The 24,347-nt window shown below is 74.5% G+C and carries 21 protein-coding genes; 8 read left to right on the top strand and 13 right to left on the bottom strand.

Going from position 1 to position 24,347, the window contains the following annotated elements; all coding sequences use genetic code 11:
• The first annotated feature begins 50 nt into the window (after positions 1 to 50).
• Entirely contained in the window at positions 51 to 2,138 is a 2,088-nt protein-coding gene (locus A949_RS0108215) for an MMPL family transporter (protein ID WP_019355527.1), read from the top strand.
• Between the two features lie 42 nt (positions 2,139 to 2,180).
• Here the strand turns inward: A949_RS0108215 and A949_RS0108210 are convergent, their stop codons facing one another.
• Both A949_RS0108210 and A949_RS0108205 read right to left on the bottom strand, forming a co-directional pair.
• Positions 2,181 to 2,888 carry a DUF1990 family protein gene (locus A949_RS0108210; protein WP_019355526.1) on the bottom strand — a complete coding sequence of 236 codons (708 nt, stop codon included), beginning with the start codon at positions 2,886 to 2,888 and terminating at the stop codon, positions 2,181 to 2,183.
• Entirely contained in the window at positions 2,878 to 3,129 is a 252-nt protein-coding gene (locus A949_RS0108205) for a hypothetical protein (RefSeq protein WP_019355525.1), read from the bottom strand. Before A949_RS0108205 ends, A949_RS0108210 begins: the two co-directional genes overlap by 11 nt.
• Positions 3,130 to 3,208: 79 nt before the next feature.
• On the opposite strand from A949_RS0108205, the gene A949_RS0108200 reads away from it, so the two are divergent.
• Together A949_RS0108200 and A949_RS0108195 are read left to right on the top strand one after the other, a co-directional pair.
• Entirely contained in the window at positions 3,209 to 4,009 is an 801-nt protein-coding gene (locus A949_RS0108200) for a DUF1990 family protein (protein WP_237735772.1), read from the top strand.
• Positions 4,010 to 4,180: 171 nt separating this feature from the next.
• Positions 4,181 to 4,501, top strand: coding sequence for a hypothetical protein (locus A949_RS0108195; RefSeq protein WP_019355523.1), 321 nt, complete (start codon positions 4,181 to 4,183; stop codon positions 4,499 to 4,501).
• 108 nt (positions 4,502 to 4,609) lie between these two features.
• Here A949_RS0108195 and A949_RS0108190 read toward each other — a convergent pair whose 3' ends face one another.
• From A949_RS0108190 to A949_RS0108175, 4 genes are all read right to left on the bottom strand, one after another.
• Positions 4,610 to 5,383, bottom strand: coding sequence for an SDR family NAD(P)-dependent oxidoreductase (locus A949_RS0108190; protein WP_019355522.1), 774 nt, complete (start codon positions 5,381 to 5,383; stop codon positions 4,610 to 4,612).
• 217 nt (positions 5,384 to 5,600) lie between these two features.
• On the bottom strand, positions 5,601 to 7,130 hold the full coding sequence (amaB, locus tag A949_RS0108185) for an L-piperidine-6-carboxylate dehydrogenase (RefSeq protein ID WP_019355521.1): 1,530 nt from the start codon (positions 7,128 to 7,130) through the stop codon (positions 5,601 to 5,603).
• A gap of 8 nt (positions 7,131 to 7,138) precedes the next feature.
• Entirely contained in the window at positions 7,139 to 8,506 is a 1,368-nt protein-coding gene (hglS, locus tag A949_RS32850; protein ID WP_051019422.1) for a 2-oxoadipate dioxygenase/decarboxylase, read from the bottom strand.
• Positions 8,507 to 8,593: 87 nt separating this feature from the next.
• Entirely contained in the window at positions 8,594 to 9,766 is a 1,173-nt protein-coding gene (locus A949_RS0108175) for an NAD(P)/FAD-dependent oxidoreductase (protein WP_019355519.1), read from the bottom strand.
• Between the two features lie 171 nt (positions 9,767 to 9,937).
• On the opposite strand from A949_RS0108175, the gene A949_RS0108170 reads away from it, so the two are divergent.
• Entirely contained in the window at positions 9,938 to 10,888 is a 951-nt protein-coding gene (locus A949_RS0108170; protein ID WP_019355518.1) for a LysR family transcriptional regulator, read from the top strand.
• 93 nt (positions 10,889 to 10,981) lie between these two features.
• Here the strand turns inward: A949_RS0108170 and A949_RS0108165 are convergent, their stop codons facing one another.
• From A949_RS0108165 to A949_RS32845, 3 genes are read right to left on the bottom strand one after another with little or no spacing between them, the layout of a single operon-like run.
• Positions 10,982 to 13,105 (bottom strand): xanthine dehydrogenase family protein molybdopterin-binding subunit, encoded by a 2,124-nt coding sequence (locus tag A949_RS0108165; protein ID WP_019355517.1) that lies wholly within the window; start codon positions 13,103 to 13,105, stop codon positions 10,982 to 10,984.
• Positions 13,102 to 14,094, bottom strand: a complete 993-nt coding sequence (locus tag A949_RS0108160) for an FAD binding domain-containing protein (protein ID WP_019355516.1) — start codon at positions 14,092 to 14,094, stop codon at positions 13,102 to 13,104. The genes A949_RS0108165 and A949_RS0108160 overlap by 4 nt, the downstream gene beginning before the upstream one ends.
• Positions 14,091 to 14,663 (bottom strand): 2Fe-2S iron-sulfur cluster-binding protein, encoded by a 573-nt coding sequence (locus A949_RS32845; RefSeq protein ID WP_019355515.1) that lies wholly within the window; start codon positions 14,661 to 14,663, stop codon positions 14,091 to 14,093. Before A949_RS32845 ends, A949_RS0108160 begins: the two co-directional genes overlap by 4 nt.
• A gap of 230 nt (positions 14,664 to 14,893) precedes the next feature.
• On the opposite strand from A949_RS32845, the gene A949_RS0108150 reads away from it, so the two are divergent.
• Positions 14,894 to 15,490 (top strand): TetR/AcrR family transcriptional regulator, encoded by a 597-nt coding sequence (locus tag A949_RS0108150; protein ID WP_019355514.1) that lies wholly within the window; start codon positions 14,894 to 14,896, stop codon positions 15,488 to 15,490.
• 128 nt (positions 15,491 to 15,618) lie between these two features.
• Positions 15,619 to 16,047 (top strand): CBS domain-containing protein, encoded by a 429-nt coding sequence (locus tag A949_RS0108145; RefSeq protein WP_019355513.1) that lies wholly within the window; start codon positions 15,619 to 15,621, stop codon positions 16,045 to 16,047.
• 85 nt (positions 16,048 to 16,132) lie between these two features.
• On the opposite strand, the gene A949_RS0108140 is transcribed toward A949_RS0108145, so the two are convergent.
• The gene (locus A949_RS0108140) at positions 16,133 to 16,966 is read right to left on the bottom strand and encodes an alpha/beta fold hydrolase (protein ID WP_019355512.1); all 834 of its coding nucleotides are present in this window, start codon (positions 16,964 to 16,966) and stop codon (positions 16,133 to 16,135) included.
• Positions 16,967 to 17,131: 165 nt separating this feature from the next.
• Positions 17,132 to 18,343: a SpoIIE family protein phosphatase gene (locus A949_RS0108135; RefSeq protein ID WP_019355511.1), complete on the bottom strand. Its 1,212-nt coding sequence runs from the start codon at positions 18,341 to 18,343 to the stop codon at positions 17,132 to 17,134.
• Between the two features lie 511 nt (positions 18,344 to 18,854).
• On the opposite strand from A949_RS0108135, the gene A949_RS0108130 reads away from it, so the two are divergent.
• Positions 18,855 to 21,671, top strand: coding sequence for a SpoIIE family protein phosphatase/ATP-binding protein (locus tag A949_RS0108130; protein WP_019355510.1), 2,817 nt, complete (start codon positions 18,855 to 18,857; stop codon positions 21,669 to 21,671).
• 107 nt (positions 21,672 to 21,778) lie between these two features.
• Here A949_RS0108130 and A949_RS0108125 read toward each other — a convergent pair whose 3' ends face one another.
• A complete protein-coding gene (locus tag A949_RS0108125; protein ID WP_019355509.1) occupies positions 21,779 to 22,690 on the bottom strand; it encodes a glutaminase in 912 nt (303 codons plus the stop codon).
• A 197-nt stretch (positions 22,691 to 22,887) separates the two neighbouring features.
• A complete protein-coding gene (locus A949_RS0108120; RefSeq protein ID WP_158687561.1) occupies positions 22,888 to 23,538 on the bottom strand; it encodes a DUF4232 domain-containing protein in 651 nt (216 codons plus the stop codon).
• Between the two features lie 192 nt (positions 23,539 to 23,730).
• Between A949_RS0108120 and A949_RS0108115 the strand changes: the two genes are divergently transcribed.
• Positions 23,731 to 24,150 carry a hypothetical protein gene (locus tag A949_RS0108115; RefSeq protein WP_019355507.1) on the top strand — a complete coding sequence of 140 codons (420 nt, stop codon included), beginning with the start codon at positions 23,731 to 23,733 and terminating at the stop codon, positions 24,148 to 24,150.
• Positions 24,151 to 24,347 lie beyond the last annotated feature (197 nt).

Here is a 24,347-nt window from a genome sequence, read left to right as displayed (position 1 = left end):
AATCGTTGAACTGATTTCCCCGCAGCCACTCGCAGCCCCCCGGAGGATGCATGCCGTCCGCGCCGCGTCTCGCCCGACTCTCGATCCCGATTCTGCTGCTCGTCGTCTGGATCGCCGTCGGCGGCGCGCTGGGGCCGTTCGCCGGGAAGCTCGGCGAGGTCGCCACCAACGACGAGGCCGCCTTCCTGCCGCGCAGCGCCGAATCCACCAAGGTCCTGGACGAACAGAAGGCGTTCGACCAGGAGGAGACCCTGCCCGCCATTGTGGTGTGGACGTCCGGTGACGGGCAGTCCGTCAGCCGCGCGCAGCGCGGGGCCGCCTCACGTGCGCTCGACCGGGCCGCCGACAGCGTCGGCGCGGTCGGTCCGCCCACCCCCGCGATTCCCTCGCGGGACGGCGAGGCACTCCAGGGCGTCGTCCAACTCCGTCCCGACCTGGGCGAGGAACTGCCCGGGGCGCTGGAGAAACTGCGCTCGGCCGCCGAGGCGGTGCCCGGGACGACGGTGCGCCTCGCCGGGCCCGCGGCCACCCAGGCCGACCTGTCGGACGCGTTCGCCGGAATCGACGGGCTGCTGCTCGGGGTGGCCCTCGCCGCCGTGCTGCTGATCCTCGTCCTGGTCTACCGCAGCGTGCTGCTGCCGCTGGTGATCATCCTCGGTGCGGTGTTCGCCCTCGGACTCGCCTGCGCGGCGGTCTACGCGCTCGCCCGGGAGGACATGGTCCGCGTCGACGGGCAGGTGCAGGGCATTCTGTCCATCCTGGTGATCGGCGCGGCGACGGACTACGCGCTGCTGCTGACCGCGCGGTTCCGGGAGGAGCTGAGCGCGGGACACCACCGCGAGGCCGCCGTGCGGGCCGCCCTGCGCCGGTCCGTCGGGCCGGTGCTGGCCAGCGCCGGAACCGTCGTCGCCGGTCTGCTGGCCCTCCTGCTCAGCGACCTGACCAACAACCGCGCCCTGGGACCGGTGGGTTCCATCGGGATCGTCTGCGCGCTGCTGAGCGCCCTGACGTTCCTCCCCGCGGTACTGGCCCTCCTCGGCCGCTTCGCCTACTGGCCGGCCAGGCTGCCGCACTCGGCGGAGCAGCGGGAGGCGTCCGCGCGGGGCGGGGTCTGGCCGCGGGTGGCGCGCGCCGTGGACCGGGCGCCCCGGAGGATCTGGGCCTGCACGTTCGCGGTGCTGCTCGCGGCGAGCGCCTTCGTGCCGCTGCTGAACGCCCGGGGCGTGCCGCTGGACGAGATCTTCATCAACGACGCGCCGTCCGTCGCCGCCCAGCGGACCCTCGGTGAGCACTTCCCCGGCGGCTCCGGCAACCCCGCCACGGTGCTCACCGACGAGCAGGCCCTCCCGGAGGTGCGGCGGGCGGCGCTCGGCACCGAAGGAGTGGCCTCGGCCGTGCCGCTGGGCGCGAAGGGCCGCCCGGACGCCGGGGCGCCGCAGGCCGTGGACGGCAGGGTCCGTCTCCAGGTCACCCTGGAGGACGCCGCGGACAGCGATGCCGCCAAGCGCACGGTCGAGCGGCTGCGCGAGGCGGTACGGGCCGTCCCGGGCTCCGACGCGCTGGTCGGCGGCTACACGGCCCGGCAGTACGACACCCAGCGGACGGCCGAACGCGACCGCGCGCTGATCGTGCCGGTGGTCCTGGTCATCATTCTGATCATCCTGGTCGCGCTGCTGCGCTCGCTGCTGATGCCGCTCCTGCTGGTGGCGACCGTGGCGCTCAGCTTCTTCGCCACGTTGGGCGTCTCGGCGCTGGTCTTCCGGGAACTGCTCGGCTTCAGCGGAGCGGACGCCTCGGTGCCGCTGTACGGTTTCGTCTTCCTGGTGGCCCTGGGCGTGGACTACAACATCTTCCTGATGTCCCGGGTCCGCGAGGAGTCACTGCGGCACGGCGTGCGGGAGGGCGTGCTGCGCGGCCTGACGGCCACCGGCGGCGTCATCACCTCGGCGGGTGTCGTGCTGGCCGCCACCTTCGCGGCGCTCGCCGTCATCCCGCTGGCCTTCCTCGCCCAGATCGCCTTCATCGTCGCCTTCGGAGTCCTTCTGGACACCCTGGTGGTGCGGTCCCTCCTGGTGCCGGCGCTGGTCCGGGACATCGGCCCGCTCTCCTGGTGGCCGGGAGTCCTCAGCCGCAGGTGAACCCGTCCGTCGGCGGCCCGCGCCGCGGGCCGCCGACGCTGTTCAGCGGCGCGGGGTCGGGGCGAGCACGACGTTGTCGTACCCCGGCAGCGCAGCTGCCGCCAGCGCGGGCGCGCCCTCGAGTTCCGCGCGCAGCAGCCGCCGCAGCCTGCGGGCGCTCGCATGGTAGAAGCGGTACTGCGTCCAGCGCCCGAAGACCGCGAAACCCGTCCGCACGACGGGATTGGGCAGCGGCGCCCGGCGGGAGTGGCCGGTGATCCGGAACTCCACGGCACCGGTGCGCAGTCGCTTGACGACCTGGTAGGCGAGTTCGCCCTGCTCCAGATGGCCCTCCAGGGTCCGGTAGGCCCAGCCCCATACGCGTGACTCCGACGCGCCGCTGCCGTGCGTCTCGTCGGTCACGGACGTCACCCGGACCCCCATGTCGAACCGCAGTCCGGCGAACCGGCCCTCCAGCAGCATGTCCCGGCCCAGCAACGGCGTGTCGCTCCGGTAGAGCGCCCGCAGGATCGTCGGCTCCGCGAACTGGTAGTCGCGCACCAGGCGGCAGGCGATGTCCCACGCGCCGCCCCGCACCGGGTCGCCCACCGGTTCCCGGGCGAGCGGCTGCCGGAGGTAGTCGACGTGCCAGCGTGCGTTCCAGGTGGGCACCCGGCTCCCGGTCACGGGCGCGTAGTTGACCGTGCGGTCCGCCAGGGAGTGCAGCGCGGCGACCGCCGGTGCACGGTAGAGGCGCCGCTCACGCAGCATGCGGGCCGTCCGGCCGGGGGCGCCCGGCGGGGGCGTCCTCCAGCGACTGGCTGATGCCCCACAGCGTGGGCGCCCACAGGCCGACGAACAGGGCGCGGCGCTCGGCGTTGCCCCGCTCGTCCTGGTCGAAGCTCGACGCCCGCATCCAGAAGACGATGCAGAGTCCGACGGAGCCCATCGACGCCAGTTGCAGATGTGTCCTGCGCAGTCCGATCCCGTGCACCAGCTTTTCGAACAGCACGCCGACCTCCTGGGTCCGGGTGGGGGAGATGAGTGCCCCTGATGCACACTCATGTCGCTTTCATGGTGTCATAGGTGCTATGTCAGTACAGGGATGGATGCGGTCGGGAATCGGGTTGCGGGCCCGGAACGGTTCCGGCCGGCCACCGGCCAGGCGGCCCGGCAGACCGTCCGCCCGGCGGCGGATCGGCACCCTGCTGCGCTTCCCGGCCGGCGTCCTGCTGGTGTCCTGGGAGTACATGTGGCGGGTGACCGCGCTGCACCGCAGCGAGGTGGCGGGGGACTCCGGCGACCTGCCGCCCCCGCTGCCCCCCGATCGTGTCGACGAGCTCACCAAACGGCTCACCGACGGCGTCGGGCCGATGTTCCACCGCCGCTTCGGCGTCCGGATCCAGGGCGCCCGGATGAGCCCCGAGGAGCTGATCGGCGCGGTCGCAGCCGACCTCAACCGTCCGGCACCCTCGACCGTGGCGGTCTTCCACAAGACGCGCGGCGGGCCCGGACCGGCCCGCCCCGGCGACGAGTACCGGGTGCAGATGCCGGGTCCCTGGGACGGTCCGGTGCGGGTGCTCCACCGCGACCCGGTCACGATCCGGCTCGGCACGCTGCACGGGCATCTGGAGGCCGGGCAGATCGAGTTCACCGCCGACGACCCGGGAGACGGACTCCGCTTCCACGTCGAGGCGTGGTCACGCGCCGGCGACTGGTGGGCCGACCTGCTCTACAGCCGGCTGCGGGTGGCCAAGGAGATCCAGTTCAACATGTGGGTGCACTTCGCGCTGGGCGCCGCGGCGATCGCGGGCGGCCGCGCACAGGGGGGCGTCACCATCGAGACCCGCGGTATCCCCGCGGCGTCCTGCGAGGCGGTCGTCCGGTGCTGACCCCCGCGGCCTCGCGGCCGCTGCCGCACCGTCCCCCGGACTCCGCGCCGGTCCGGGGCGGCGCCACGCGTGCGGACCGGATGTGCGTGCGGACCGGGTGCGGGTGGGGGAGGGTGGTGACCGGAGCCGTCCGTCCGAGCCCCGCCCGCCCTGACCGAGCCGGAGGATCCGGTGCCCCCTGACGCCGCCCCGCACACCGCCGTCTGCTCCTACACGCATCTCTTCCGCGGCGCGTCCGTGCGCGTCCAGGGGCTGAGCAGGCCCGCGGCCTACGCGGAGAACCCGCTCGCCACCGGACTCGTGCTGCGGTTCGCCGACGGGACCGCCACCGACGCCGAGATCCTGGTCTCCGCCAACGGAGAGGCCGTCCTCGCCGTCTCCGGCCACACCACGCGCGCGGGCACCCGGTTGCCGGAGCGGACCTGGCTGCTCCGGGGCTTCCGCGCCCTGGCGGACGAGGTCGAGGTGACGGTGGGCGTGCCCATGGCGTGACCGCCCCCGTCGCAGCGCCCCGGCATCGCTGCGCCCGACGCGCCCGGACCTCCGCCGAGGGGACACCCGGGCAGGCCCGCCCGGCCACGGCGGCAGGCCCGCGCCGGGTCACGGTTCGCGGTGCACCTTGGTGTTGGACGCCTGCGCCCGCGGGCGGACCACCAACAGGTCGACGTTGACCCGGCTCGGCCGCGAGACACACCACGCGATGGTCTCCGCCACGTCGTCCGCGGTCAGCGGCTCGGCCACGCCTTCGTACACCCGGGCGGCCCTCTCCTCGTCCCCGCGGAAGCGGGTGAGTGCGAACTCGTCGGTCCGGACCATCCCGGGCGCGATCTCGATCACCCGGACGGGGCTGCCGACGATCTCCAGGCGCAGCGTCTCGGCGAGCACGTGCTGGGCGTGCTTCGCCGCGACGTACCCGGCCCCGCCCTCGTACGTCGCGAGGCCCGCGGTGGAGGAGAGCACCACGACGGTGCCCTCGCCGGCGGTCAGCGCGGGCAGCAGCGCCTGTGTGGTGTGCAGGGTGCCGAGGACGTTGGTCTCGTACATCCGCCGCCAGTCCTCGGGGTCACCGGAGGCGACCGGGTCCGCCCCCAGCGCCCCGCCCGCGTTGTTGACCAGCACCTCCAGCGTCTCGAACCGCTCGGCGAACGCGTCGACCGCCGCGCGGTCCGTCACATCCAGGGTGTGGGCCTCGGCCTGCTGCCCCGCCGCCACGAGCTCGGCGGCGAGGGCTGCGACGCGCTCCGCACGGCGCGCGGCCAGCACGACCCGGTAGCCGGCCGCCGCCAGGTGGCGTGCGGTGGCGGCGCCGATGCCGCTGCTCGCTCCGGTGACGACAGCGGTGCGGGACGAGGGGGTGGGCGAGGCGGTGCTCATCGACGCTCCTGGCGGCTCTGGGACCTGCGGTGGGCTCCGGTCAGGGTATGCGGGTCACCGCCTCTGCGGGCAGTCGCCCCGGAGGAGCGAGCCGCCTGCGGGCAGCCGCTTCGGCACGGTGCGTGCGGACCGTCCCGTGCCGCACGCACGGCAACGTTCCGCACGCACGGCAACGTTCCGCACGCGCGGGAAGCGGCCGCTCGCGGCCGGCCGCCGCTCACAGGAAGCTGACGTTCTGGGCCAGCGGCAGTTCATCGGAGTAGTTCACGGTGTTGGTCGCCCGGCGCATGTAGGACTTCCAGGCGTCGGAGCCCGACTCGCGCCCGCCGCCGGTGTCCTTCTCCCCGCCGAACGCGCCCCCGATCTCCGCACCCGAGGTGCCGATGTTGACGTTGGCGATCCCGCAGTCGGAGCCCGCGGCCGAGAGGAAGACCTCCGCCTCCCGCTGGTCCCGGGTGAAGATGCTGGAGGAGAGGCCCTGCGGGACGTCGTTGTGCAGGGTCAGCGCTTCCTCGAGGGTGTCGTAGGCCAGGACGTGGAGGATCGGTGCGAAGGTCTCCTCCCGCACCACGTCGTACTGTTCCCCGACGCGGACCAGGGCCGGTTCGCAGTACGCGGCCTCCGGGGCGGCGTCGGCCAGCCTGCGGCGGCCCCCGGCCAGCAGCTCGCCCCCCGCCGTACGGGCCCGTGCCAGCGCGCCGTCCATCTCCTCCAGGGCCGGGAGCGAGATCAGCGGACCGACCAGCGTGCGCTCGTCGAACGGGTCGCCGACCGGCAGCGTGCGGTAGGCGGAGACCAGCCGTGCGGTCAGCGGCTCGGCGACGTCCCGGTGGACGAGGAGGCGGCGCAGCGTCGTGCAGCGCTGCCCCGCGGTGCCCGCTGCGGCGAAGACGACGCCCCGCACGGCGAGGTCGAGATCGGCGGACGGGGCGACGATCGCGGCGTTGTTCCCGCCGAGCTCCAGCAGGCTGCGGCCGAGCCGGGCCGCGACGCGGGGCGCCGCCTCGCGGCCCATCCGGGTCGAGCCGGTGGCGCTGAGCAGGGCGATCCGCGGGTCGTCCACGAGCTGCCGGCCGACGGACCGGTCGCCGAGCAGCAGGCGGTGCACCGCGCGGGGCGCCCCGACGTCGTCGGCGGCGCGGGCCAGCAGGCGGTCGCAGGCCAGGGAGGTGAGCGGGGTCAGCTCCGAGGGCTTCCAGACGACCGTGTCACCGCAGACCAGCGCGACGGCGGTGTTCCACGACCACACGGCCGCGGGGAAGTTGAAGGCGGAGATGACACCGACCACCCCGAGCGGGTGCCAGGTCTCGGCCAGGCGGTGCCCGGGGCGCTCGGAGGCGATGGTGCGGCCGTACAGCTGCCGGGACAGGCCGACGGCGAAGTCGCAGATGTCGATCATCTCCCGGACCTCGCCCAGGGACTCGGACCTGATCTTGCCCGCCTCGATCGTCACCAGGTCGGCGAGGTCGTTCTGGTGCTCGCGCAGCAGCTCTCCGAGCCTGCGCACGAGTTCCCCGCGGCGTGGCGCGGGCGTGCCGCGCCAGGTGCGGAAGGCCGCGGCCGCCTCGGCGACGGCCGTCTCGGTGCCGGCGGCGGTGGCGGCACGGAGCCCGAGGAGGCGCTCCCCGGTGAGCGGGGTCCGGGCGGGGAAGTCGTCACCTTCCGGTACGCGCACGCCGATCGCTTCGAGGCGGGCGAGGGCGCGGGCCCGCAGGTCGTCCGTACTGGGCAGGGCGGTGCTGGTCATGGCCATCCTCATGGGTGTTCGTGGTGGACGGGACGGACGAGGGCGGTGCGCTCCAGACCCAGCTCGTGCGCGACCCGGGACAGGGAGCGGTGCTGCTGCCGCTCGTAGAGCGCGTAGGGGTCGAGGACCTCGCGCTCCAGTGCGCCGGAGAGCCACTCGGCGTCGTAGGAGGCGGCCTCCCGCGAGTTGTCGCGGGTGCCCTGCGAGGTGAGGTTGGACTGGAAGATGCCGGCCGCGGAGCGGGGCAGGAAGTCCTCGTAGACGAGGGGCTCGGCCTCGATCCACCCGCGCCGCAGCAGCGCGCCGATGTCCGCCGGCGGCCGGCTGCCGTCGCGGGGCGGGTCGGCGGCCGTACGGAAGGTGAAGTGCGCCAGTCCGCGCGCCGCCAGTTCCCGCTCGGTGCGGGGCAGTCCCTGCTCCCACACCTCCCGGGCGATCTCCGCGCGCCGCCGCCCGGGCGCCTGCGCGCTGCGCCGGTCGACCAGGTCGACCAGCTCGTCGTAGCGGGCGCGGCCCTCCCGGGTGAGGGCGATCCCGCGTGCCTCGACCTCACCGAAGCGCACCCGCAGCGCACCCTCGGCCACTTCGCCCTCCGGGGTGCGCATCGCCCGCGGTTCGGCCAGCGCCCGGAAGGACGTCTGCCGCAGCAGCACGTCGGGGCCTGGCCAGGCGGGCGGGCCCTGAATGGTGTCGATCATCTCGATGCCGCGCGCGGTCATCCGGCGGTACAGCTCGTCGATGTCGAGCACCCTCGGGGTGAGGTGGTTGAGGTGCGTGCTGCGGACCCCGCCGATGTCCGCCGCCACGGCCGAGACCCGCTCCAGCGTCCGGTACCAGGCCCGGTCGACCGGTTCGCAGGACAGCTCGAAGGCGCCGACGGCGAGCCGGAGGAAGCGCTCGGCCTGCTCGGGCGGCAGTTCCCGCTCGGCGGCGGCCCGGTCGGCGAGCGCGAGCAGCTCCGGCGGGAAGAGCTCGCGGCCCGCGAGGAAGGTCTCCAGCCGGGCGCGGAGTCCGGGGTCGAAGAACCGGGGGTCGGCCGGAGTGAGCAGGGAGGTGAAGACGCGGAAGGGACTGCGTGCCAACTCCTCGGCGTCCACGGGACGGAAGGCGGTGGAGACCACGGGGACGGCGCTGGCCGCGGCCTCGCGGAGGTCGTAGAAGCCGACCGGGCGCATCCCCAGGGCGGCGAAGATCCGGGCGACCTGACGCAGTTCCGCCGGCGTGCCGACGCGGATGGCGCCGTGCCGCTCCGCGGTCACCCGGCCGAGGGAGCCCAGCCGTTCGGCCGCGCCGCCCCGGGTGCGCAGGACGTCCTCGTTGACCTCGTGGGATGCCTCCACCAGCGTCGTGTAGGCGGGCACCTCCTGCCCGTACATCCGCGACAGCCGCGCGGCGAACGCGGCCCGCAGCCGCCACTGTTCGACTCTTTTCACGGTTCGCCCTTTCTTCCCCGGGAGCGTGGATCACACGACATGGGCCTCGGGACGGATTCCGGACCCGGCGCGGAACCGGTCGGCACTGAGCGGCGCGGGGTCGGCGAACGGGCGGCGTCCCAGGTACAGATCGCGGAGGAGCTCGCCCACCGCCGGTGCCTGGAGGAAGCCGTGTCCGGAGAACCCCGTGGCGTACAGGAAGTTCTCCAGTTCGCCGGCGCGGCCGATGAGCGCGTTGTGGTCCGGGGTGTTCTCGTAGAGCCCGGCCCAGCCGCCGACGGTCTCCAGGCCGGCCAGGCCGGGGGCGCGGCGGCGTGCCACGGCGCGGAAGCGCTCCAGCCAGCCCGGAGTCCAGGTGGTGTCGAAGCCCTCGGTCTCGTCCGGGTCGGCCAGCCCGAACAGCAGTCCGTCGTCGCTGTTGTGGAAGTAGGCGCTGGAGGAGAAGTCGATGGTGAAGGGGACGCGGGGCGCGTCCGGGGCCAGCGGCGCGGTGAACGCCAGTTGCCGTCGCACCGGGCGAACCGGGAGGCTGACGCCGGCCATGTCGCCGATCTGTCCGGACCATGCTCCCGCCGCGCAGATGACGCTGCGGCAGGAGATCGGGCCGTGGCTGGTGTGCACGTGGGTCACCCGGTCGCCGGTCGTCCCGAGGCCGGTCACCTCGGTGTGCTCGGCGATCCGCACGCCGCGGGCGCGCGCGGCATCCGCGTAGCCCCGCACCACCGCTGCCGGGCGTGCGTGGCCCGCCGTGGGGCAGTAGGCGGCGGCCACCAGGCCGTCGGTGCTCAGCCACGGGCACAGCAGCCGTGCCTCGTCCGGGCCGATCATGCGGCTGGGCACGCCGAGACCGTTCTGGACGTCGACACCGGCGGCGAAGTCCGCCTCCTGCTCCGCGCTGTCGAGCAGGAACAGGTAGCCGACGGGATCGAACCGGATGTCCGCACCCGGGCGGTCGCCGAAGGCGCGGTAGGCGTCCAGGCTGCGCCTGCCCAGTGCGATGTTGAGCGGGTCGGAGAACTGGGCGCGTATCCCGCCGATCGGTTTCCCCGAGCTGCCGCAGCCCAGTTCGCCGCGCTCGAGCAGGACGATGTCGCGCACTCCGGCCTCGGCGAGGTGGAACGCGGCGCTGGTGCCCAGTACACCGCCGCCGATGAGCACGACGTCGGCGGAGTCCGGAACGGTACGGAAAGCGGGGGAGGGCATGGGCGGTCCCTTCCGAGGAGGGCCGACGGCGGGACCGGGTGGGGCCCGGGCCCGGACGTGGCGCTGCTGTCAGTGCGGCGGTGCTGATCAGCGTGCTGTCCCACATCGTGACGCGGCGCGACCGTTGACGTCCATGAACAGTTTCTGCGCAGGTTCGTCTACCGTTCCTGCATGGAATGGACGAGCCCGCAACTGCGGTCGCTGGTGGAGCTGACCCGGCGGGGCACGGTCACCGCGGTCGCGCGCTCCCTCGGCTACACCCCCGGCGGGGTCTCCCAGCAGATCGCCGCGCTGGAGCGGTCCACCGGCATGGAGCTGCTGCGGCGGGTCGGGCGCCGGGTCGAACTGACCGACGCGGGTGTGACATTGGCGGCCCACGCCGAACGGATCCTGGCCACCGAGGCCGAAGCCGTGGAGGCGCTGGAGCGCACCCGCCACGAGGTCTCCGGGACGCTGCGGGTCGGCCTCTTCGCCACCGCCGCCGCCGAGATCCTGCCGCTCGCGCTCCGGCACGCCCGGGAGGCCTGCCCTGGCCTCACCGTACGCAGTCGCGACATGGACGTGGACGACGTGTACGACGCGGTGGCGGGCGGCTCCGTGGAGCTGGCCCTGGGCCTGGACTACCCGGACGTGCCGCTGCCGCGCGACGCGTCGCTGTGCGTGCTCCCGCTCTCCCGCGAGCGGTTCTCCCTCGCCGCACCCGCGGGCGAGCTGCCCGGCCGGGAGACGGTCGCGCTCCACGAACTGCGGGAGCTGGGCTGGATCCTGCCGCCGGCCGGGAGCTACTACGGCCGCGCGGCGCTCACCGCCTGCCGCCGGGCCGGTTTCGAACCGCGGGTGCTGCACGAGGTGACCGACACGGCCGCGACCCTGGCCCTGGTCGAGACCGGGGTGGGGGTCAGTCTCGTGACGGATCTGATGCTGCGGCTGCGCCCCTCGTACCTCGACGTCCTCGGGCTGAGCGACACCGTGGAGCGGCAGATCGTGGCGGTCTGCCGGACCGCCGCACGGCACCGGCCGACGGTGGCGGCGCTGCTCGGCGTGCTGCGCTCGGCGGCGTGCGCCCCGGCGGACGCGCAGGGGCGGCGGCCCGCGGGGCAGGAGAGCGGGAGGCCCCGCTGACCGTACGGCACCCGGCGGGCGCGGGGGTGCGGGACCGGTGCGGGAGCGACGGCGGCCGAGCCCGCCCCCGCACCGGTTGCCCCGAGCCCGGGCTCAGGCGCCGGGTCCGGCCTTCTCCTCCGCCCGCAGAATGCGGTCCGGACGCAGCGGGAGGTCCCGGTGGCGGACCCCGGTCGCGTGCCAGACCGCGTTGGAGATCGCCGCGGCCACGCCCACGATGCCGATCTCGCCGATGCCCTTGACCCCCAGCGGGTCGTCGGGGACGGGGTCGTCGATCCAGTCCGCCTCGATGACGGGGACATCCGCGTTGGCGGCGATGTGGTAGCCGGCGAAGTCCGCCCCCACCTGGCCGCCGGACGCCGCGTCCCGCACGGCCTCCTCGTGCAGGGCCATGGACAGGCCCCAGGTCATCCCGCCGACGAGCTGGCTGCGGGCGGTGAGCGGGTTGATGATCCGGCCCGCCGCGAACACCCCCAGCATCCGCCGCACGCGGACCTCGCCGGTGGTCACGTCGACGGCCACCTCGGCGAACTGCGCCCCGAAGGAATGCCGTTCCTTCTTGGCGAGCTCGGCGAGCAGCCCCGCGGTGTCCGTGCGCGCGGTGATGCCCTCCGGCGGGATGTCGCCGCCGGACAGTGCCAGCCGGCCGCGCAGCTCCTCCGCTGCCGAGACGACGGCCAGGGACCACGACCGGGTGCCCATGGAGCCGCCGGCGACCCATGCCTGGCCGAAGTCGCTGTCCCCGATCCGTACGGTGACCCGCTCGGTCTCCACCTCGAGCGCTTCCGCGGCGACGAGGGTGAGGGCCGTGCGGGCGCCGGTGCCCACGTCCGCCGCGGAGATCCGTACGGTGAAACCGCCGTCCGGCTCGGCCGTCACGGAGGCGGTCGAGGGCGCGGCCCCGGACGGATAGCTGGCCGCGGCCGTTCCGGTGCCCAGCAGCCACCGGCCCTCGCGGCGCAGCCGCGGCCGCGGGTCGCGCCCGGCCCAGCCGAACCGGCGGGCGCCCTCCTCGAAGCAGCCGAGCAGGTTGCGGCTGCTGAAGGGGAGACCGGAGAGCGGTCCGGTCTCCGGCTCGTTGCGGGCCCGCAGCGCGATCGGGTCCATGCCCAGCCGCTCGGCCAGTTCGTCGAGCGCCGACTCCACCGCGAAGGATCCCGGCGCCTCGCCGGGCGCCCGCATCCAGGTCGGCGTCGGCATGTCGAGGCCGACGAGGCGGTGCGCGGTGTGGTGCGCCCGCGCGTCGTACATGACCCGTCCGAAGGCGGCGCTGGTCTCCACGAACGGACGCAGTGTCGAGGTGAGGTTGAGCGCCTCGTGGCCGAACGCGCGCAGCCGCCCGTCCGGATCCGCGCCGAGCCGTACCCGCTGCGCGGTGGGGCTCCGGTAGCCGGTGACCGCGAACACCTGGCGGCGGGTCAGTGCCAGGCGGACCGGCCGGTGCAGGACGGTCGCGGCCATCACCGCGCCCACCTGGTGCGGCCGCACCCCCTTGGAGCCGAAGGCACCGCCGATGTGCTCCGAGCGCACCCGTACCGAGGAGGCGTCCAGCGAGAACAGCTGGGCCAGATCGCCCGCCACCCACCCGGTGCCCTGGTTGGTGTCGAGCACCTCCAGCCGTCCCTCGTCCCAGCGGGCGGTGGCGGCATGCGGTTCCATGGCGCTGTGGTGCTGCTCGGGGGTGGTGTACGAGGCGTCCACCAGCACGCCGGAGGCCGCCAGTTCGGCTTCCAGGTCGCCCTTCGCCGCCACGGCGCCGCCGTCCTCGGGTGTGTAGCTTCCGGGCCGGCCGGCGTGGAAGGCGACGTCGTGCGGTTCCTCGTCGTACTCGACGACCAGTGCCTCGGCGGCCTCCCGCGCCTGCTCCGGCGTTTCGGCGACGACCAGCGCCACCGGCCATCCCAGGTGCGGCACCCGGTCGTGCTGGAAGAGTGCCACGACGGGATCGGGCGGGCCGAGCAGGGAGACGAAGTCCGTGGTCAGCCGCGGCGCGTTGCCGGAGTGCAGCACGGTCAGCACACCGGGCAGGGCCCGTACCGCCTCCTCGCCGACCGCCCGGACGCGGCCGCGTGCGACGGTCGAGAGGACCAGCCAGCCGTGCGCCAGCTCCTCGAAGTGCTGCTCGCTCGCGTAGCGGGCCGTGCCGGTCACCTTCTCCCGGCCCTCGACGCGGGTGCGGGCGGCACCGGCGGTCCGGGGTTTCGCCGTGGTGGTCATCGGGCGGCCTCCTCGGCCAGTTCGGTGAGCAGGGAGACGACGAGGTTGCGCAACAGCGGCAGTTTGTAGGCGTTCTGCTCCAGCGGCTGCGCCGCGGCCAGTTCGGCGTCGGCCGCCGCCGCGAACGCCGTCTCCTCGGCCGGCTGCCCCAGCAGCGCCCGCTCGGCGGCCCTGGCCCGCCACGGGTGGGAGGCGACGGCGCCGAAGGCCAGCCGCACGTCGCGCACCGCTCCGTCGGCCACGTCGAGCGCACCGGCGACCGAGCCGATGGCGAAGGCGTAGGAGGCCCTTTCCCGCACCTTGCGGTAGCGGGAGTGCGCGGCGACCGGCGCGGGCGGAAGCGTGACGGCCGTGATGAGCGCCCCCTGCGGCAGCGCGGTCTCCCGGTGCGGAGTGTCGCCGACCGGCAGGTAGAAGTCGGCCAGCGGCAGCTCGCCGCTTCCCTCGGCGGTCTCGAAGGAGACGACGGCGTCGAACGCGGCCAGCGCGACGCCCATGTCGGACGGATGGACGGCCACGCAGTGCGCCGAGGCGCCGAGGACGGCGTGGTTGCGGTGCTCCCCGGTGGCCGCCGAGCATCCGCTGCCCGGGGTGCGCTTGTTGCAGGGGAGTGAGGTGTCGGTGAAGTAGGCGCAGCGGGTGCGCTGCAGGAGGTTCCCGCCGACGGTGGCCATGTTGCGCAGTTGGCCCGAGGCCCCGGCCAGCACGGCCTCCGCCAGCGCCGGGTAGCGGCCCCGGATCCCGGGGTGGGCGGCCAGGTCGCTGTTGGTGACCGTGGCGCCGATCCGCAGTCCGCCCTCCGCGGTCGGCTCGATGCGGTCCAGGGGCAGTTCCCGGACGTCGACGAGCCGCCCGGGCCGTTCGACCCCGGTCTTCATCAGGTCGACCAGGTTGGTGCCCCCGCCCAGGTAGCGCGCGTCCGGGTCGGAGTCGAGCAGTGCGACGGCCCCCTCGACATCGGTGGCGCGCTGGTAGCTGAACTCCCTCATGCGGCGGGCTCCTTCGGGTCCGCGCCCGCGGCGGGGCCGGCCGGGTCGGCGGCGGCCTGCGAGACGGCCTGGACGATCGAGACGTACGCGCCGCAGCGGCACAGGTTGCCGCTCATCCGCTCCCGTATCTCCTCGGGGGTCAGCGGCGGCGGTCCCGCCTCGGGCCGGATGTCGCCGGTGGCGGCGCTGGGCCAGCCCGCCGCGTGTTCGTCCAGCACGCCGAGGGCGGAGCAGATCTGCCCCGGGGTGCAGTAGCCGCACTGGTATCCGTCGAGGTCGAGGAACGCCTGCTGCACCGGGTGGAGTCGGTCGCCGTCCGCGACGCCTTCGATGGTGGTGACGGCACGCCCCTCGGCCGCGACGGCCAGTTGCAGGCAGGCCACGGTCCGGCGGCCGTCGACCAGGACGGTGCAGGCGCCGCACTGCCCCTGGTCGCAGCCCTTCTTCGAACCGGTCAGGCCGAGGCGCTCGCGCAGCGCGTCGAGCAGGGTGGTGCGGTTGTCGACGGTCAGGGTGTGCTGCTCTCCGTTGATCTTCAAGGTGATTGCGCTGGCGGTGGCTGGAGCCATGAACAGCTTCCTTCGCGAGTGCGGTACGAGGAGGATCGGCGCGCGGGCGGAGAGGCTGGGGCGGACGGAGCGTCCGCCGCCCGGGGATCCGACGCTATGGTGGGTTGGAGAAAGCGGACAGCAGTCCACTCCATGCGTCATGAACGTAGCGGACAGTTGTCCGGTTCGCAAGAGTTCCGCGTATCGCCACTGCGCACCGCAGTTCCGCGCCGGGGCGGAGAGGAGGACGAGTGCGGCACCACAAGCCCGGCACCGCGCTGCGCTCGGACGCGCAGCGCAACCGCGAACGCATCCTGGAGGTGGCGCTCGCGGAGCTGACCCGCGCCGCCGACGCGCCGCTGAGCACCATCGCGAAGAAGGCGGGGGTCGGCCAGGGCACCCTCTACCGCAACTTCCCCAGCCGCGAGGCCCTGGTCCTGGAGGTCTACCGGTACGAGGTGCAGCAGGTGGCCGAGGCCGCCGAGCAGCTGCTGCGCACCCGGCCGCCGGACCGGGCGCTGCGCGAGTGGATGGACCGGCTCGCCCGGTACTCGCTGGCCAAGGCGGGTCTCGCGGACGCGCTGCGGGCGGCCACCAGTGCCTGCGGCACCCTCGCCGGGCTCGGGCACGGTCCGCTGATGCAGGCCGTGGGCACCCTGCTGGAGGCCAACGAACGCGCCGGGACGATACGCCCCGGGATGACTCCGGAGGACTTCCTCCTGGCCATCGCGGGGCTGTGGCAGATCGACCCGCAGCACGACTGGCAGGCGCGCGCCGACCGGCTCCTCGATCTGGTGATGGACGGGCTGCGGGCCGGCGCCCCGGGACGCCCGGCCTCCGCCGAGTGAGTCCCGCAGGGTCGTCCGCGCCGGGGTGTGCAGAGGGCCGCGGCCCCGAATGGCGTAAACCCGGCAGGGCGACCACGATGGAACGGGGGGCGGAACAGAATGCTGGACCGCGGCGACAGGAGGATGCCATGACCACGGCAGCCGACATCATGCACCCCGGCGTCCGGTGGGTGCCCGCCACCGAGACACTCGACCGGGCCGCCCAGTTGATGCGCGAGATGGACGTGGGTGCCTTGCCCGTGAGCGATCCCAACGACCCCGACGAGCGGATGTGCGGCATCATCACCGACCGCGACATCGTCGTCCGCTGCATCGCGGCCGGGCGCGACCCCTCGCGGGTGACGGCGGGAGAGCTGTGCGAGGGCACTCCGCGCTGGATCAGTGCCGAGGCGGACCTGAGCGAGGTCCTGCACGAGATGGAGACCCACCAGATCCGGCGGCTGCCCGTCATCGACGGGAACAAGCGTGTGGTCGGAGTGATCAGCGAGACCGATCTGGGCCGGCACCACCTGAACGACAAGCAGCTCGCGGGATTCGTGGAACAGGTCTACGCCTGACGCCGCGTACCCCCACGGCGGACCCGCCCCGCAACGCCGGGCGGGCCGTCGGGCTGTTCGGCGGGTGCGGGGCGGATCCGGATGGTCAGTGCCCGGAGACGACCGACCGCAGCCGCGCGGCGAAGGCGCCGGGATCCTCGACGAACCCGGTGTGGTCGCCCGGGAAGGCGGCCCGCTGCACGCCCAGCGCCTCGGCGAGCGCCAGCGAGGTTCGGTCGCACAACTGCCCGGCGGAATCCTCCCCGACCCCCACCACGATCCTGGGGGCAGCGGAGCGCAGCGCCGCGAGGTCGGGCCGCCAGAAGCTGGAGGCCCGCATCTCGTGCGCGAACCAGCGGCGTTCGTCCGCCACCTGCTGCGGATCGCGCTCGCCACCGAACATCTCCTCGATCACCGGTTCGGGGAGGGCGATTCCGGCGGTGGCGAAGAACGTCCGCCACGCACCGGTCACGTCCCCGCCGAGATAGCTGCGGACGGTCTCCTCGGTGCCCTTCCGTAGCTCGTCGCGGTCCTCCAACAGCTCGATCAGCGGGGGCTCGTGGGCGACGACCGTGTGCACGGCCCCGGGATGGCGCTGGGCCAGGGCCAGCGCGCTGACGGCGCCGCCGCTGGAGCCCAGCACCGCGGCCGGCCCGCGGCCGAGCGCCTCGACGAGCCGGGCGAGGTCGTCGGCGCGCAGTTCCGGGGTGGAGTCCTGGGCGGGGTCCTCGAGCCCGCTGCGGTTGATTCCCCGCGGATCGGTGGTGAGCACGGTGTGGTCCGACGCGAGCAGGCCGGCCAGCGGGGCGAAGGCGGCGGCGTCCATCGGGGCGCCGGCCAGGACGAGGAGCGGCCCGTCGCCGCGCACCTCGTAGTGCAGCCGCGCGCCGGGAACCTCCAGGGTGCGGGCGGCTGCGGTCTCGTTGGAGCGGGAGTCCATGGGTTCCTCCGAAGGCGGTGCGGCGGCTGTCGGTGGGATGGACCGTCCGGCCGGAGCGAAATCATCGCTCGCGCCCGGCCGGGTTCGTCCTCCGCGCGGGCCGGGGTGCCCGGGAGCTCGCTTCCGGAGGGCGGCGACTGCCGCGGGTCCGCACACGGACGCGGGTCAGTGCCCGGCCGGGACACCGGACAGTTCCTCGGCCCCGCCCGGCGGGTAGGGGGAGCCGGGCCACTCGACGAGCAGCACCGTGGCGTCGTCGCGCAGCCGGCCCTGGTGGTACTCGAGATGGTGCCGGATCAGCCGTCGCAGGGTCTCGGGCACGGGAAGTTCGTCGGCCTGGTGCCGGATGAGGAAATCGGTGAACCGCGCCATGCCGAACTCCTCGCCCCGGCTGTTCCGTGCCTCGGTGATGCCGTCGGTGTAGAGCAGGAGCCGGTCGCCGGGCTGCAGATGGGTGTGGCACACCTCGGTGTCCGTCCGGAACCCGGTGCCCATCGGCGGGCCCGGCGGGTGCGCCGGCTCGATGGCGGAGCGGTCCCGCAGGATGACCGGCAGATGGTGACCCCGGCTGAGCCAGGTCAGCTCGCCGCTGGGCACGTCCAGCGCGGCCAGGATGCCGGTGGCGAACCGGTCCCCGCGGAACTGCCCGAGCAGCGCTTCGTCCACCGCGGCCGCGGTACGCACCAGCGAGGCGCCTTCCCGGCGGCTGTTGCGCATGGTGGTCAGCGCGAGGCTGGCGGTCAGCCCCGCCGCGGTGTCGTGGCCCATCGCGTCCAGCACCGTGAGGTGCGCGGTGCGGCCGTCGACCGCGTAGTCGTAGACATCGCCGCTGACGTCGTAGGCGGGCTCCATGACCGCGCTGATCACCACCCGGTCCGTCGCGAACGTGCGCTGCGGCATGATCCGCCACTCCATCTCCGCCGCCAGACTCATCCGCCGGCGGCGGACCAGGCGGGCGTAGGAGTCGCTCAGCCCGCGTTTGGAGACCACGAGCAGCGCCACGAGCGCGGCCAGCCGTTCCATGTCCTGGTGCATCCCCGCGTCCGCGTCCTCGGCGCTGATCATCAGGACGCCGAGCCGGTCCGTGCCGTCCACCAGCGGTACCCACCATTGGCGGGGATCGGCCACCGTCACCGGGAGGATCTCCCCGTGCTGGAAGGCCCGTCCGGCCACCGTGCCCTCGATGCCGATCTCTTCGCTCTCCCCGGTACCCGACGGTGCCGGCCTGCCGGACAGCGGGGAGAGCACTTCCTCCTGCAAGTCCGCCAGGTAGATCAGCACATCGCTGAACCCCACCCGCCTGGCTTGTTCCGCCACGAGCTGTGGCAGGTGCTCCAGGGTGGAGGTGTGGCTCGCGGCGAGCAGGGACCCGAACATGGCCGCACGTGCCGCCGCCGGTTCCGGCGCAGCTTCCTCGGGGCCGAAGGAGTGTCCCTGGCGAGAAGTCATGCCTCCACTCTCGGCGTGGAGGGTGCCCGCAGGGGCGAGCAACACCCGCGGGCAGCGCGTCCGCGGGGTCCGGTGTGGCCGGTCGGGTGACGGTTTCGGCCCCTCCGGCCCCTCCGGTCACTTCCGGGTCGTTCGGTGGCAGTGCGCCGGCCGGCGCAGTCCGCCCGGTTGTTCGCTCCCTGCCGGACGGTCCGGTTCTCCGGGGCCGGGGTGTGGCGGACCGGACCGGGACGGCGGGGCGGCCCCGGTGGGCGGAGTCCGGCCCCGCATCACCCGATCAGGCCATCGGGGAGGTCCGGCGCCGCCCGGCTGAGGGGTGCGCACTGCCGCGCTCCCGGCCGGTGGTCGGCCCGTGCCCCCGCTTCCGCCTCCGCCGCCCCGGTGCGAAGCCGCCGGGCCGCGGATTGAGCAACGCCCATCGAACGACAATACTCATAATATGGTCAAACGGGACCGGCTCCGGCGTGCGAAGGGCCGCAGTGCGCCGCCCACCGGGCCCGAGCACGCCCGGTACCCCGGTGCCGCGCCCGGGAAGCCCTCCCTCTCGTGGGGGCGGCAGGCGCGCTCCCTGCTGAGTGTGCACACCGTCGCGGGCCAGGTCCTGCTGCTGCAACTGGTGCTGGTGGTCGTCCTCGTCGCCGTGACGGTCGCGGGCCTCGTGCTGCAGTCCCGCCGGCAGAGCATCGAGGGGACCCGCGACGAGGTACTCGCCGCCGGCGAGGGGTTCGCGAACGCTCCGGGGACGGCGGAAGCCCTGGACGGCCCCGACCCGACCGCGGTTCTCCAGCCGCGTGCCGAGGCAGCCCGGAAGCGGACCGGCGTCGACAACATCGTCGTGGCCACCACGGACGGCATCCGCCTCACGCACCGGGACCCCGGCCGGATCGGAAAGCGCTTCGTCGGGCCCTACCGGAAGGCGCTCACCGGCGAGTCCTTCACCCACACCGTCACCGACCCGCTGGGGCTGTCGGTCTACGCCGCCGTGCCCGTCCTCCGCGCGGACGGCACCGTCGCCGGGGTGGTCGCCCCGGAGATCACCATCGACAACGTCGACCAGGAGGCCCAGGAGCAACTGCCGCTGCTCTTCGGCACGGCCGCCGGGGTGCTCGTGCTGGCGATGGGCGGCTCCGCGCTGGTGAGCCGGCGGCTGCGCCGCCAGACCCGGGGACTCGGGCCGATCGAGATGACCCGGATGTACGAGCACCACGACGCGGTGCTGCACGCGGTACGCGAAGGCGTGCTCATCGTCGACGACAAGGGACGGCTGCTGCTGGCCAACGACGAGGCGCGGCGGCTGCTGGACCTGCCCGAGGACGCGGAACGGCGCGCGGTCGGCGACCTCGGTCTGGCTCCCGGCACGGCGGAACTGCTGGCCTCCGGCGAACCGACCACCGATGAGGTGCACCTGGTCGGGGACCGGCTGCTGGCCGTCAACGTACGGTCCGTCGACCAGGGCGGGGGAGTGTCCCACAGCGTGGCCACGCTGCGCGACACCACGGAGCTGCAGGCGCTGGCGGGCCGCGCCGAGATGGCCAGGGAACGGCTGCAGTTGCTGTACGACGCCGGGGTCCGGATCGGGACCACCCTGGATGTGGCGCGTACCGCCGAGGAGCTGGCCGAGGTCACCGTGCCCCGGTTCGCCGACTTCGTCACCGTCGAACTGCTGGACCCGGTGCTGCGCGGAGAGGAGCCGGGCGAGGCCGGCAGCGAGATGCGCCGCACCGCCGTCCGCGGCATCCGCGACGATCCTCCCCTCTATCCGGAGGGCGAGCTGATCCGGTTCGCGCCCACCAACCCCGTCGCCGCCGTCGCCACCAGCGGCCGGCCGGTGCTGGAGCCCGACCTGGCCGCCTCCCGCGGCTGGCGCGCCCAGGACCCCGAGCGTGCCCGGCGGGTGCTCGCGTACGGCATCCACTCCCTGCTCTCGGTACCGCTCCAGGCGCGTGGCGTGGTGCTGGGGGTGGCCGACTTCTGGCGCTCCGAGGGCGAGCCGTTCGGCGAGAGCGACCTGTCCTTCGCCGAGGAGCTGACCGCCCGGGCGGCCGTGAGCATCGACAACGCGCGGCGCTACACCCGCGAGCACGCCATGACCGTCACCCTGCAACGCAGCCTGCTCCCCCGTGAGCTGCCGGAACTGTCCGCCGTCGACGTGGCCTTCCGCTATCTGCCGGCGCGGGCCGGGGTGGGCGGGGACTGGTTCGACGTCATCCCGCTGCCGGGTGCGCGGGTGGCGCTGGTGGTGGGGGACGTGGTGGGCCACGGGCTGCACGCGGCCGCCACCATGGGGCGGCTGCGCACCGCGGTGCACAACTTCTCCTCCCTGGATCTCCCCCCGGACGAACTCCTCTCGCACCTGGACGAACTCGTCGCCCGCATCGACCAGGAGCGCGCCGTGGAGGGCGACGGCACCGCCATCACGGGGGCAAGCTGCCTCTACGCCGTCTACGACCCGGTCTCCGGCCGGGCCACCGCCGCCCGCGCCGGGCACCCCGGGCCCGCCCTCGTGCACCCGGACGGCGCCGTCACCTTTCCCGACCTCCCCCTCGCGCCGCCGCTGGGTCTGGGAGCCGGGATGCCGGTCGAGACCGCGGAAGTGGACCTGCCCGCCGGCAGCCGGCTGGCGCTGTTCACCGACGGCCTCGTCGAGAACGGGGAGCGCGACGCCGACACCGGTCTCGCGCTCCTGCGCGACGCCCTCGCCCGGGCCGACCTGACTCCCGAGGAGACCTGCCGGGAGGTGCTCGGTGCGCTGCTGCCCGAGCACCCCGGCGACGACATCGCGCTGCTGGTGGCCCGCACCCACACCCTGGCCCCGGACCGGGTCGCGACCTGGGAGGTGCCCGACGACCCGACCGCCGTCGCGCCCGTCCGCGCCGCATGCGCCCAGCGCCTGGCCGACTGGGGCCTGGCGGACCTGGCCTTCACCACCGAGCTGATCGTCAGCGAACTGGTCACCAACGCCATCCGCTATGGGATCCCGCCCATCCAGCTCCGGCTGCTGCGGGACCGCAACAGCGTGATCTGCGAGGTCGCCGACGGGAGCAGCACGTCGCCGCATCTGCGCCGCGCGGCGATCACGGACGAAGGGGGCCGCGGGCTCTACCTCATCGCCCGGTTCGCGCGGCGCTGGGGCACCCGCTACACCGGCCGCGGCAAGATCATCTGGACCGAGCAGCCCCTGCACGACGGCGCGGACGAAACCGGCGAGGAGTCCGGCGAGAGCCTGCTGGACCAGTGGGGCGACGCGGAGCTGTGACGCCCGGCCCCCGGGGGCCCGGCCCGGGCGGGCGCTCCGGACGCGTCCCGGAGCCGCTGCCGTGCTCCGGGCGGCACCGGCTCACGACACCGGCCGGCCCGGTCGGATCAGAACACCGACCAGCCGGTGAGCGAGGTGAAGGCGTCCAGTGCCGCGACGCCTGCCACCGAGTTGCCGCGCAGGTCCAGGCCGGGGCTCCAGACGCAGAGCGTGCACCGGCCGGGCACCACCGCCAGGATCCCGCCGCCGACCCCGCTCTTTCCGGGCAGCCCCACCCGGTAGGCGAAGTCGCCCGCCGCGTCGTAGGTCCCGCAGGTGAGCATGACCGCGTTGACCCGCTTCACATCGCGGGCCGGGAGCAGCCGGGAGCCGTCCGTCCCCACCCCCTGCCGGGCCAGGAAGGAGCCGGCCAGCGCCAGGTCGCGGCAGCTCATGCTGACCGAGCACTGCCAGAAGTAGTGGTCCAGCACCGTCGGCACGGGATTGTCCAGGTTGCCGTAGCTGGCCATGAGATACGCCAGCGCTGCGTTGCGGTCCCCGTGCTCGGACTCGGAGGAGGCCACCTGCGGGTCGAAGCGGACGGCCGGATTGCCGCTCTGGGTGCACAGGAAGTCCAGCATCGAGGTACTGGCGTCGCCGGTGAGCGACTGCAGCCGGTCGGTGACCACCAGCGCGCCCGCGTTGATGAAGGGGTTGCGCGGGATGCCGTTCTCGTACTCCAGTTGCACCAGGGAGTTGAAGGCGGTGCCGGACGGCTCGCGGCCCACCCGGCTCCACAGGCTCTCGCCGTCCCGGGCCAGAACCAGCGCCAGGCCGAACGCCTTGGAGACGCTCTGTATGGAGAAGGGCACCTGCCAGTCGCCGACCCCGGTGACCGAGCCGTCCACGTCGGCGACCGCCATGCCGAACCCGCCCAGGTCCACCTCGGCCAGCGCCGGGATGTAACCGGCCGGCTGTCCGCGGCCGACCTGGGGCGCCGCGGTGGCCGCGACCTCCTCGAGCACCGCCTGGTAGTCCATCGTCCGCGCTTCTCCCGAGCGTCGTGTGCCGTCTCCGATGCCGGGCACGCGCCGCCTGGGGCGGCACCGGTGCGCACGCCGGGTCCGGCGCAGACTCTAGCCTGCGCGAGCGGCCGGACCTGCGGCGGGACCTGCGGCGCGGCCCCGCCGCGCGACCGCGGAGCCGACCGTGCGCGGCGGCGGCCCGCCGGGGCGCCTCACCACTCCAGGGCGGTCACCGTGAACAGGCCGCCGCACACCCGCAGTCCGTCCACTTCGGCGGTCAGGGCCCGGTCGGAGCCGGGTGGACGCACCTCGACGGACCGCGGCTTCGCCCAGCAGGAGCCGTCGGCGGCCTCCTCGCTCCTGGTACGCAGCTTCGCGTGGGCGCGGGTGTAGGGCTGCACGGTCACCGTCCGGCCGGCCCCGCCCGTGTGGGCGGCCGGGCTGCCGATCGCGGCGCCGTCCTCGTCGGTCAGCGACACCCGGGGGTAGCCCTCGAGGAGGCAGGCGCTGTCCGTGGTGTTCTTCAGGACCAGGTCGAAGGACCGGCTGCCGGCCGGGCTCTCCGCCGGGTCCAGGGACATCGTCAGGCCCGAGGCGGCACAGCGCCGGGTTCCGCCTCCGGCGGCCTGATGGCCGCCGGTGGCCGGGGCCGACGAGCCGGGGGCGCCGTCGGCCGTGGAAGCGGGCGGGGAGTCGCCCGGGCCCGGATCCCTGCCGTCCGCGTCGTCCCCGCCGCCGCACGCGGTCACCGCGGCGAGCAGCAGCACCGTCCCCGCGGCGGCCCGCAGCCGCCGTCGGCACCGGCCCGGGGCGCGGCGGGCCCGGTACGCCGTGTCCGCCGTACCCGGGACACCGAAAGTCATGATCATTGCTCTATACCTATCAGTACCCGACTTCGGGCCTCAAGCCTTCCGTTCCCACCGGATGCGCCGTACACCGCGCCGGGTCCGCCGTCTGCGCGGCGGACCCGGCGTCCGCCGTCGGCGCGGCGGCCGGGCGCGAGGCGCCCCCGCGTAGACTGAGCCGGACCGGCCGGGCGTAGACGGGGAGGGACGATGCAGCGCAGCGCGCGGGCGCGGTCCCGTCGTACGGCGTCCGTCCTCCTCGCCCTCGTATGGGGCGCTCTGCTGCTGGTGCCGGGTACCGCCACGGCTGTCCCCGGACCGGGCGGCGCACCGGCCGCCACCGTCGTGACAGTGGACCGGGGAGCGCACCACGGCGCGCACACACCCGCCTTCCGCTCCGATTCCCACCCGCCGGCGGCGCACGACGCCACGGCCGACGCCCCGCACGAGGCGCGGCTGTCCGGCCATCCGGCCCACCCGCCCGCGCTGCCGACCGCGGTTCCGGCCGCGGCGGCCGTCCCGCTGCCCGGCCGCCTCGCCGGCCCTTCCGTGCAGGAGCGCGCACCGCCGCCCTCCTGGTACCACCCGCGCACCAGCCGGGGCCCGCCCGCCGAGCCGCTCTACGTCTGACCGAGTCGGCCGGTTCCCCTCCGCGCCCGGACCGCGGCGCCGGTGCTCCCCGCGACGGGAGTGCCCGGACGCGCGCCACCGGCACCGGGTGCGGACCCCCGCGCTGCCGGCCCCGGCGGGCCGATGCCGCGCCCCGTACCGCCGCGCCTGCCCGTTTCCCGGCACTCCGCGCGCCCGAACGCGCCGCGGATGCCGCG

Origin of the sequence: Streptomyces sp. AA1529, from assembly GCF_000280905.1 — a bacterium.
Lineage (GTDB): Bacteria > Actinomycetota > Actinomycetes > Streptomycetales > Streptomycetaceae > Streptomyces.
Note: the sequence above shows the minus strand (reverse complement) of the source record. Positions and strands in the feature narration are given on the sequence as shown.

Bases quoted from the DNA above. Each gene is read 5' to 3' on its own strand.
- A949_RS0108215 (WP_019355527.1), top strand. From the start codon at position 51: ATGCCGTCCGCGCCGCGTCTCGCCCGACTCTCGATCCCGATTCTGCTG.
- A949_RS0108210 (WP_019355526.1), bottom strand. From the start codon at position 2,888: ATGCTGCGTGAGCGGCGCCTCTACCGTGCACCGGCGGTCGCCGCGCTG.
- A949_RS0108200 (WP_237735772.1), top strand. From the start codon at position 3,209: ATGTCAGTACAGGGATGGATGCGGTCGGGAATCGGGTTGCGGGCCCGG.
- A949_RS0108190 (WP_019355522.1), bottom strand. From the start codon at position 5,383: ATGAGCACCGCCTCGCCCACCCCCTCGTCCCGCACCGCTGTCGTCACC.
- amaB (WP_019355521.1), bottom strand. From the start codon at position 7,130: ATGACCAGCACCGCCCTGCCCAGTACGGACGACCTGCGGGCCCGCGCC.
- hglS (WP_051019422.1), bottom strand. From the start codon at position 8,506: ATGTACGGGCAGGAGGTGCCCGCCTACACGACGCTGGTGGAGGCATCC.
- A949_RS0108175 (WP_019355519.1), bottom strand. From the start codon at position 9,766: ATGCCCTCCCCCGCTTTCCGTACCGTTCCGGACTCCGCCGACGTCGTG.
- A949_RS0108170 (WP_019355518.1), top strand. From the start codon at position 9,938: ATGGAATGGACGAGCCCGCAACTGCGGTCGCTGGTGGAGCTGACCCGG.
- A949_RS0108165 (WP_019355517.1), bottom strand. From the start codon at position 13,105: ATGACCACCACGGCGAAACCCCGGACCGCCGGTGCCGCCCGCACCCGC.
- A949_RS0108160 (WP_019355516.1), bottom strand. From the start codon at position 14,094: ATGAGGGAGTTCAGCTACCAGCGCGCCACCGATGTCGAGGGGGCCGTC.
- A949_RS32845 (WP_019355515.1), bottom strand. From the start codon at position 14,663: ATGGCTCCAGCCACCGCCAGCGCAATCACCTTGAAGATCAACGGAGAG.
- A949_RS0108145 (WP_019355513.1), top strand. From the start codon at position 15,619: ATGACCACGGCAGCCGACATCATGCACCCCGGCGTCCGGTGGGTGCCC.
- A949_RS0108140 (WP_019355512.1), bottom strand. From the start codon at position 16,966: ATGGACTCCCGCTCCAACGAGACCGCAGCCGCCCGCACCCTGGAGGTT.
- A949_RS0108135 (WP_019355511.1), bottom strand. From the start codon at position 18,343: ATGTTCGGGTCCCTGCTCGCCGCGAGCCACACCTCCACCCTGGAGCAC.
- A949_RS0108130 (WP_019355510.1), top strand. From the start codon at position 18,855: ATGGTCAAACGGGACCGGCTCCGGCGTGCGAAGGGCCGCAGTGCGCCG.
- A949_RS0108125 (WP_019355509.1), bottom strand. From the start codon at position 22,690: ATGGACTACCAGGCGGTGCTCGAGGAGGTCGCGGCCACCGCGGCGCCC.
- A949_RS0108120 (WP_158687561.1), bottom strand. From the start codon at position 23,538: ATGACTTTCGGTGTCCCGGGTACGGCGGACACGGCGTACCGGGCCCGC.
- A949_RS0108115 (WP_019355507.1), top strand. From the start codon at position 23,731: ATGCAGCGCAGCGCGCGGGCGCGGTCCCGTCGTACGGCGTCCGTCCTC.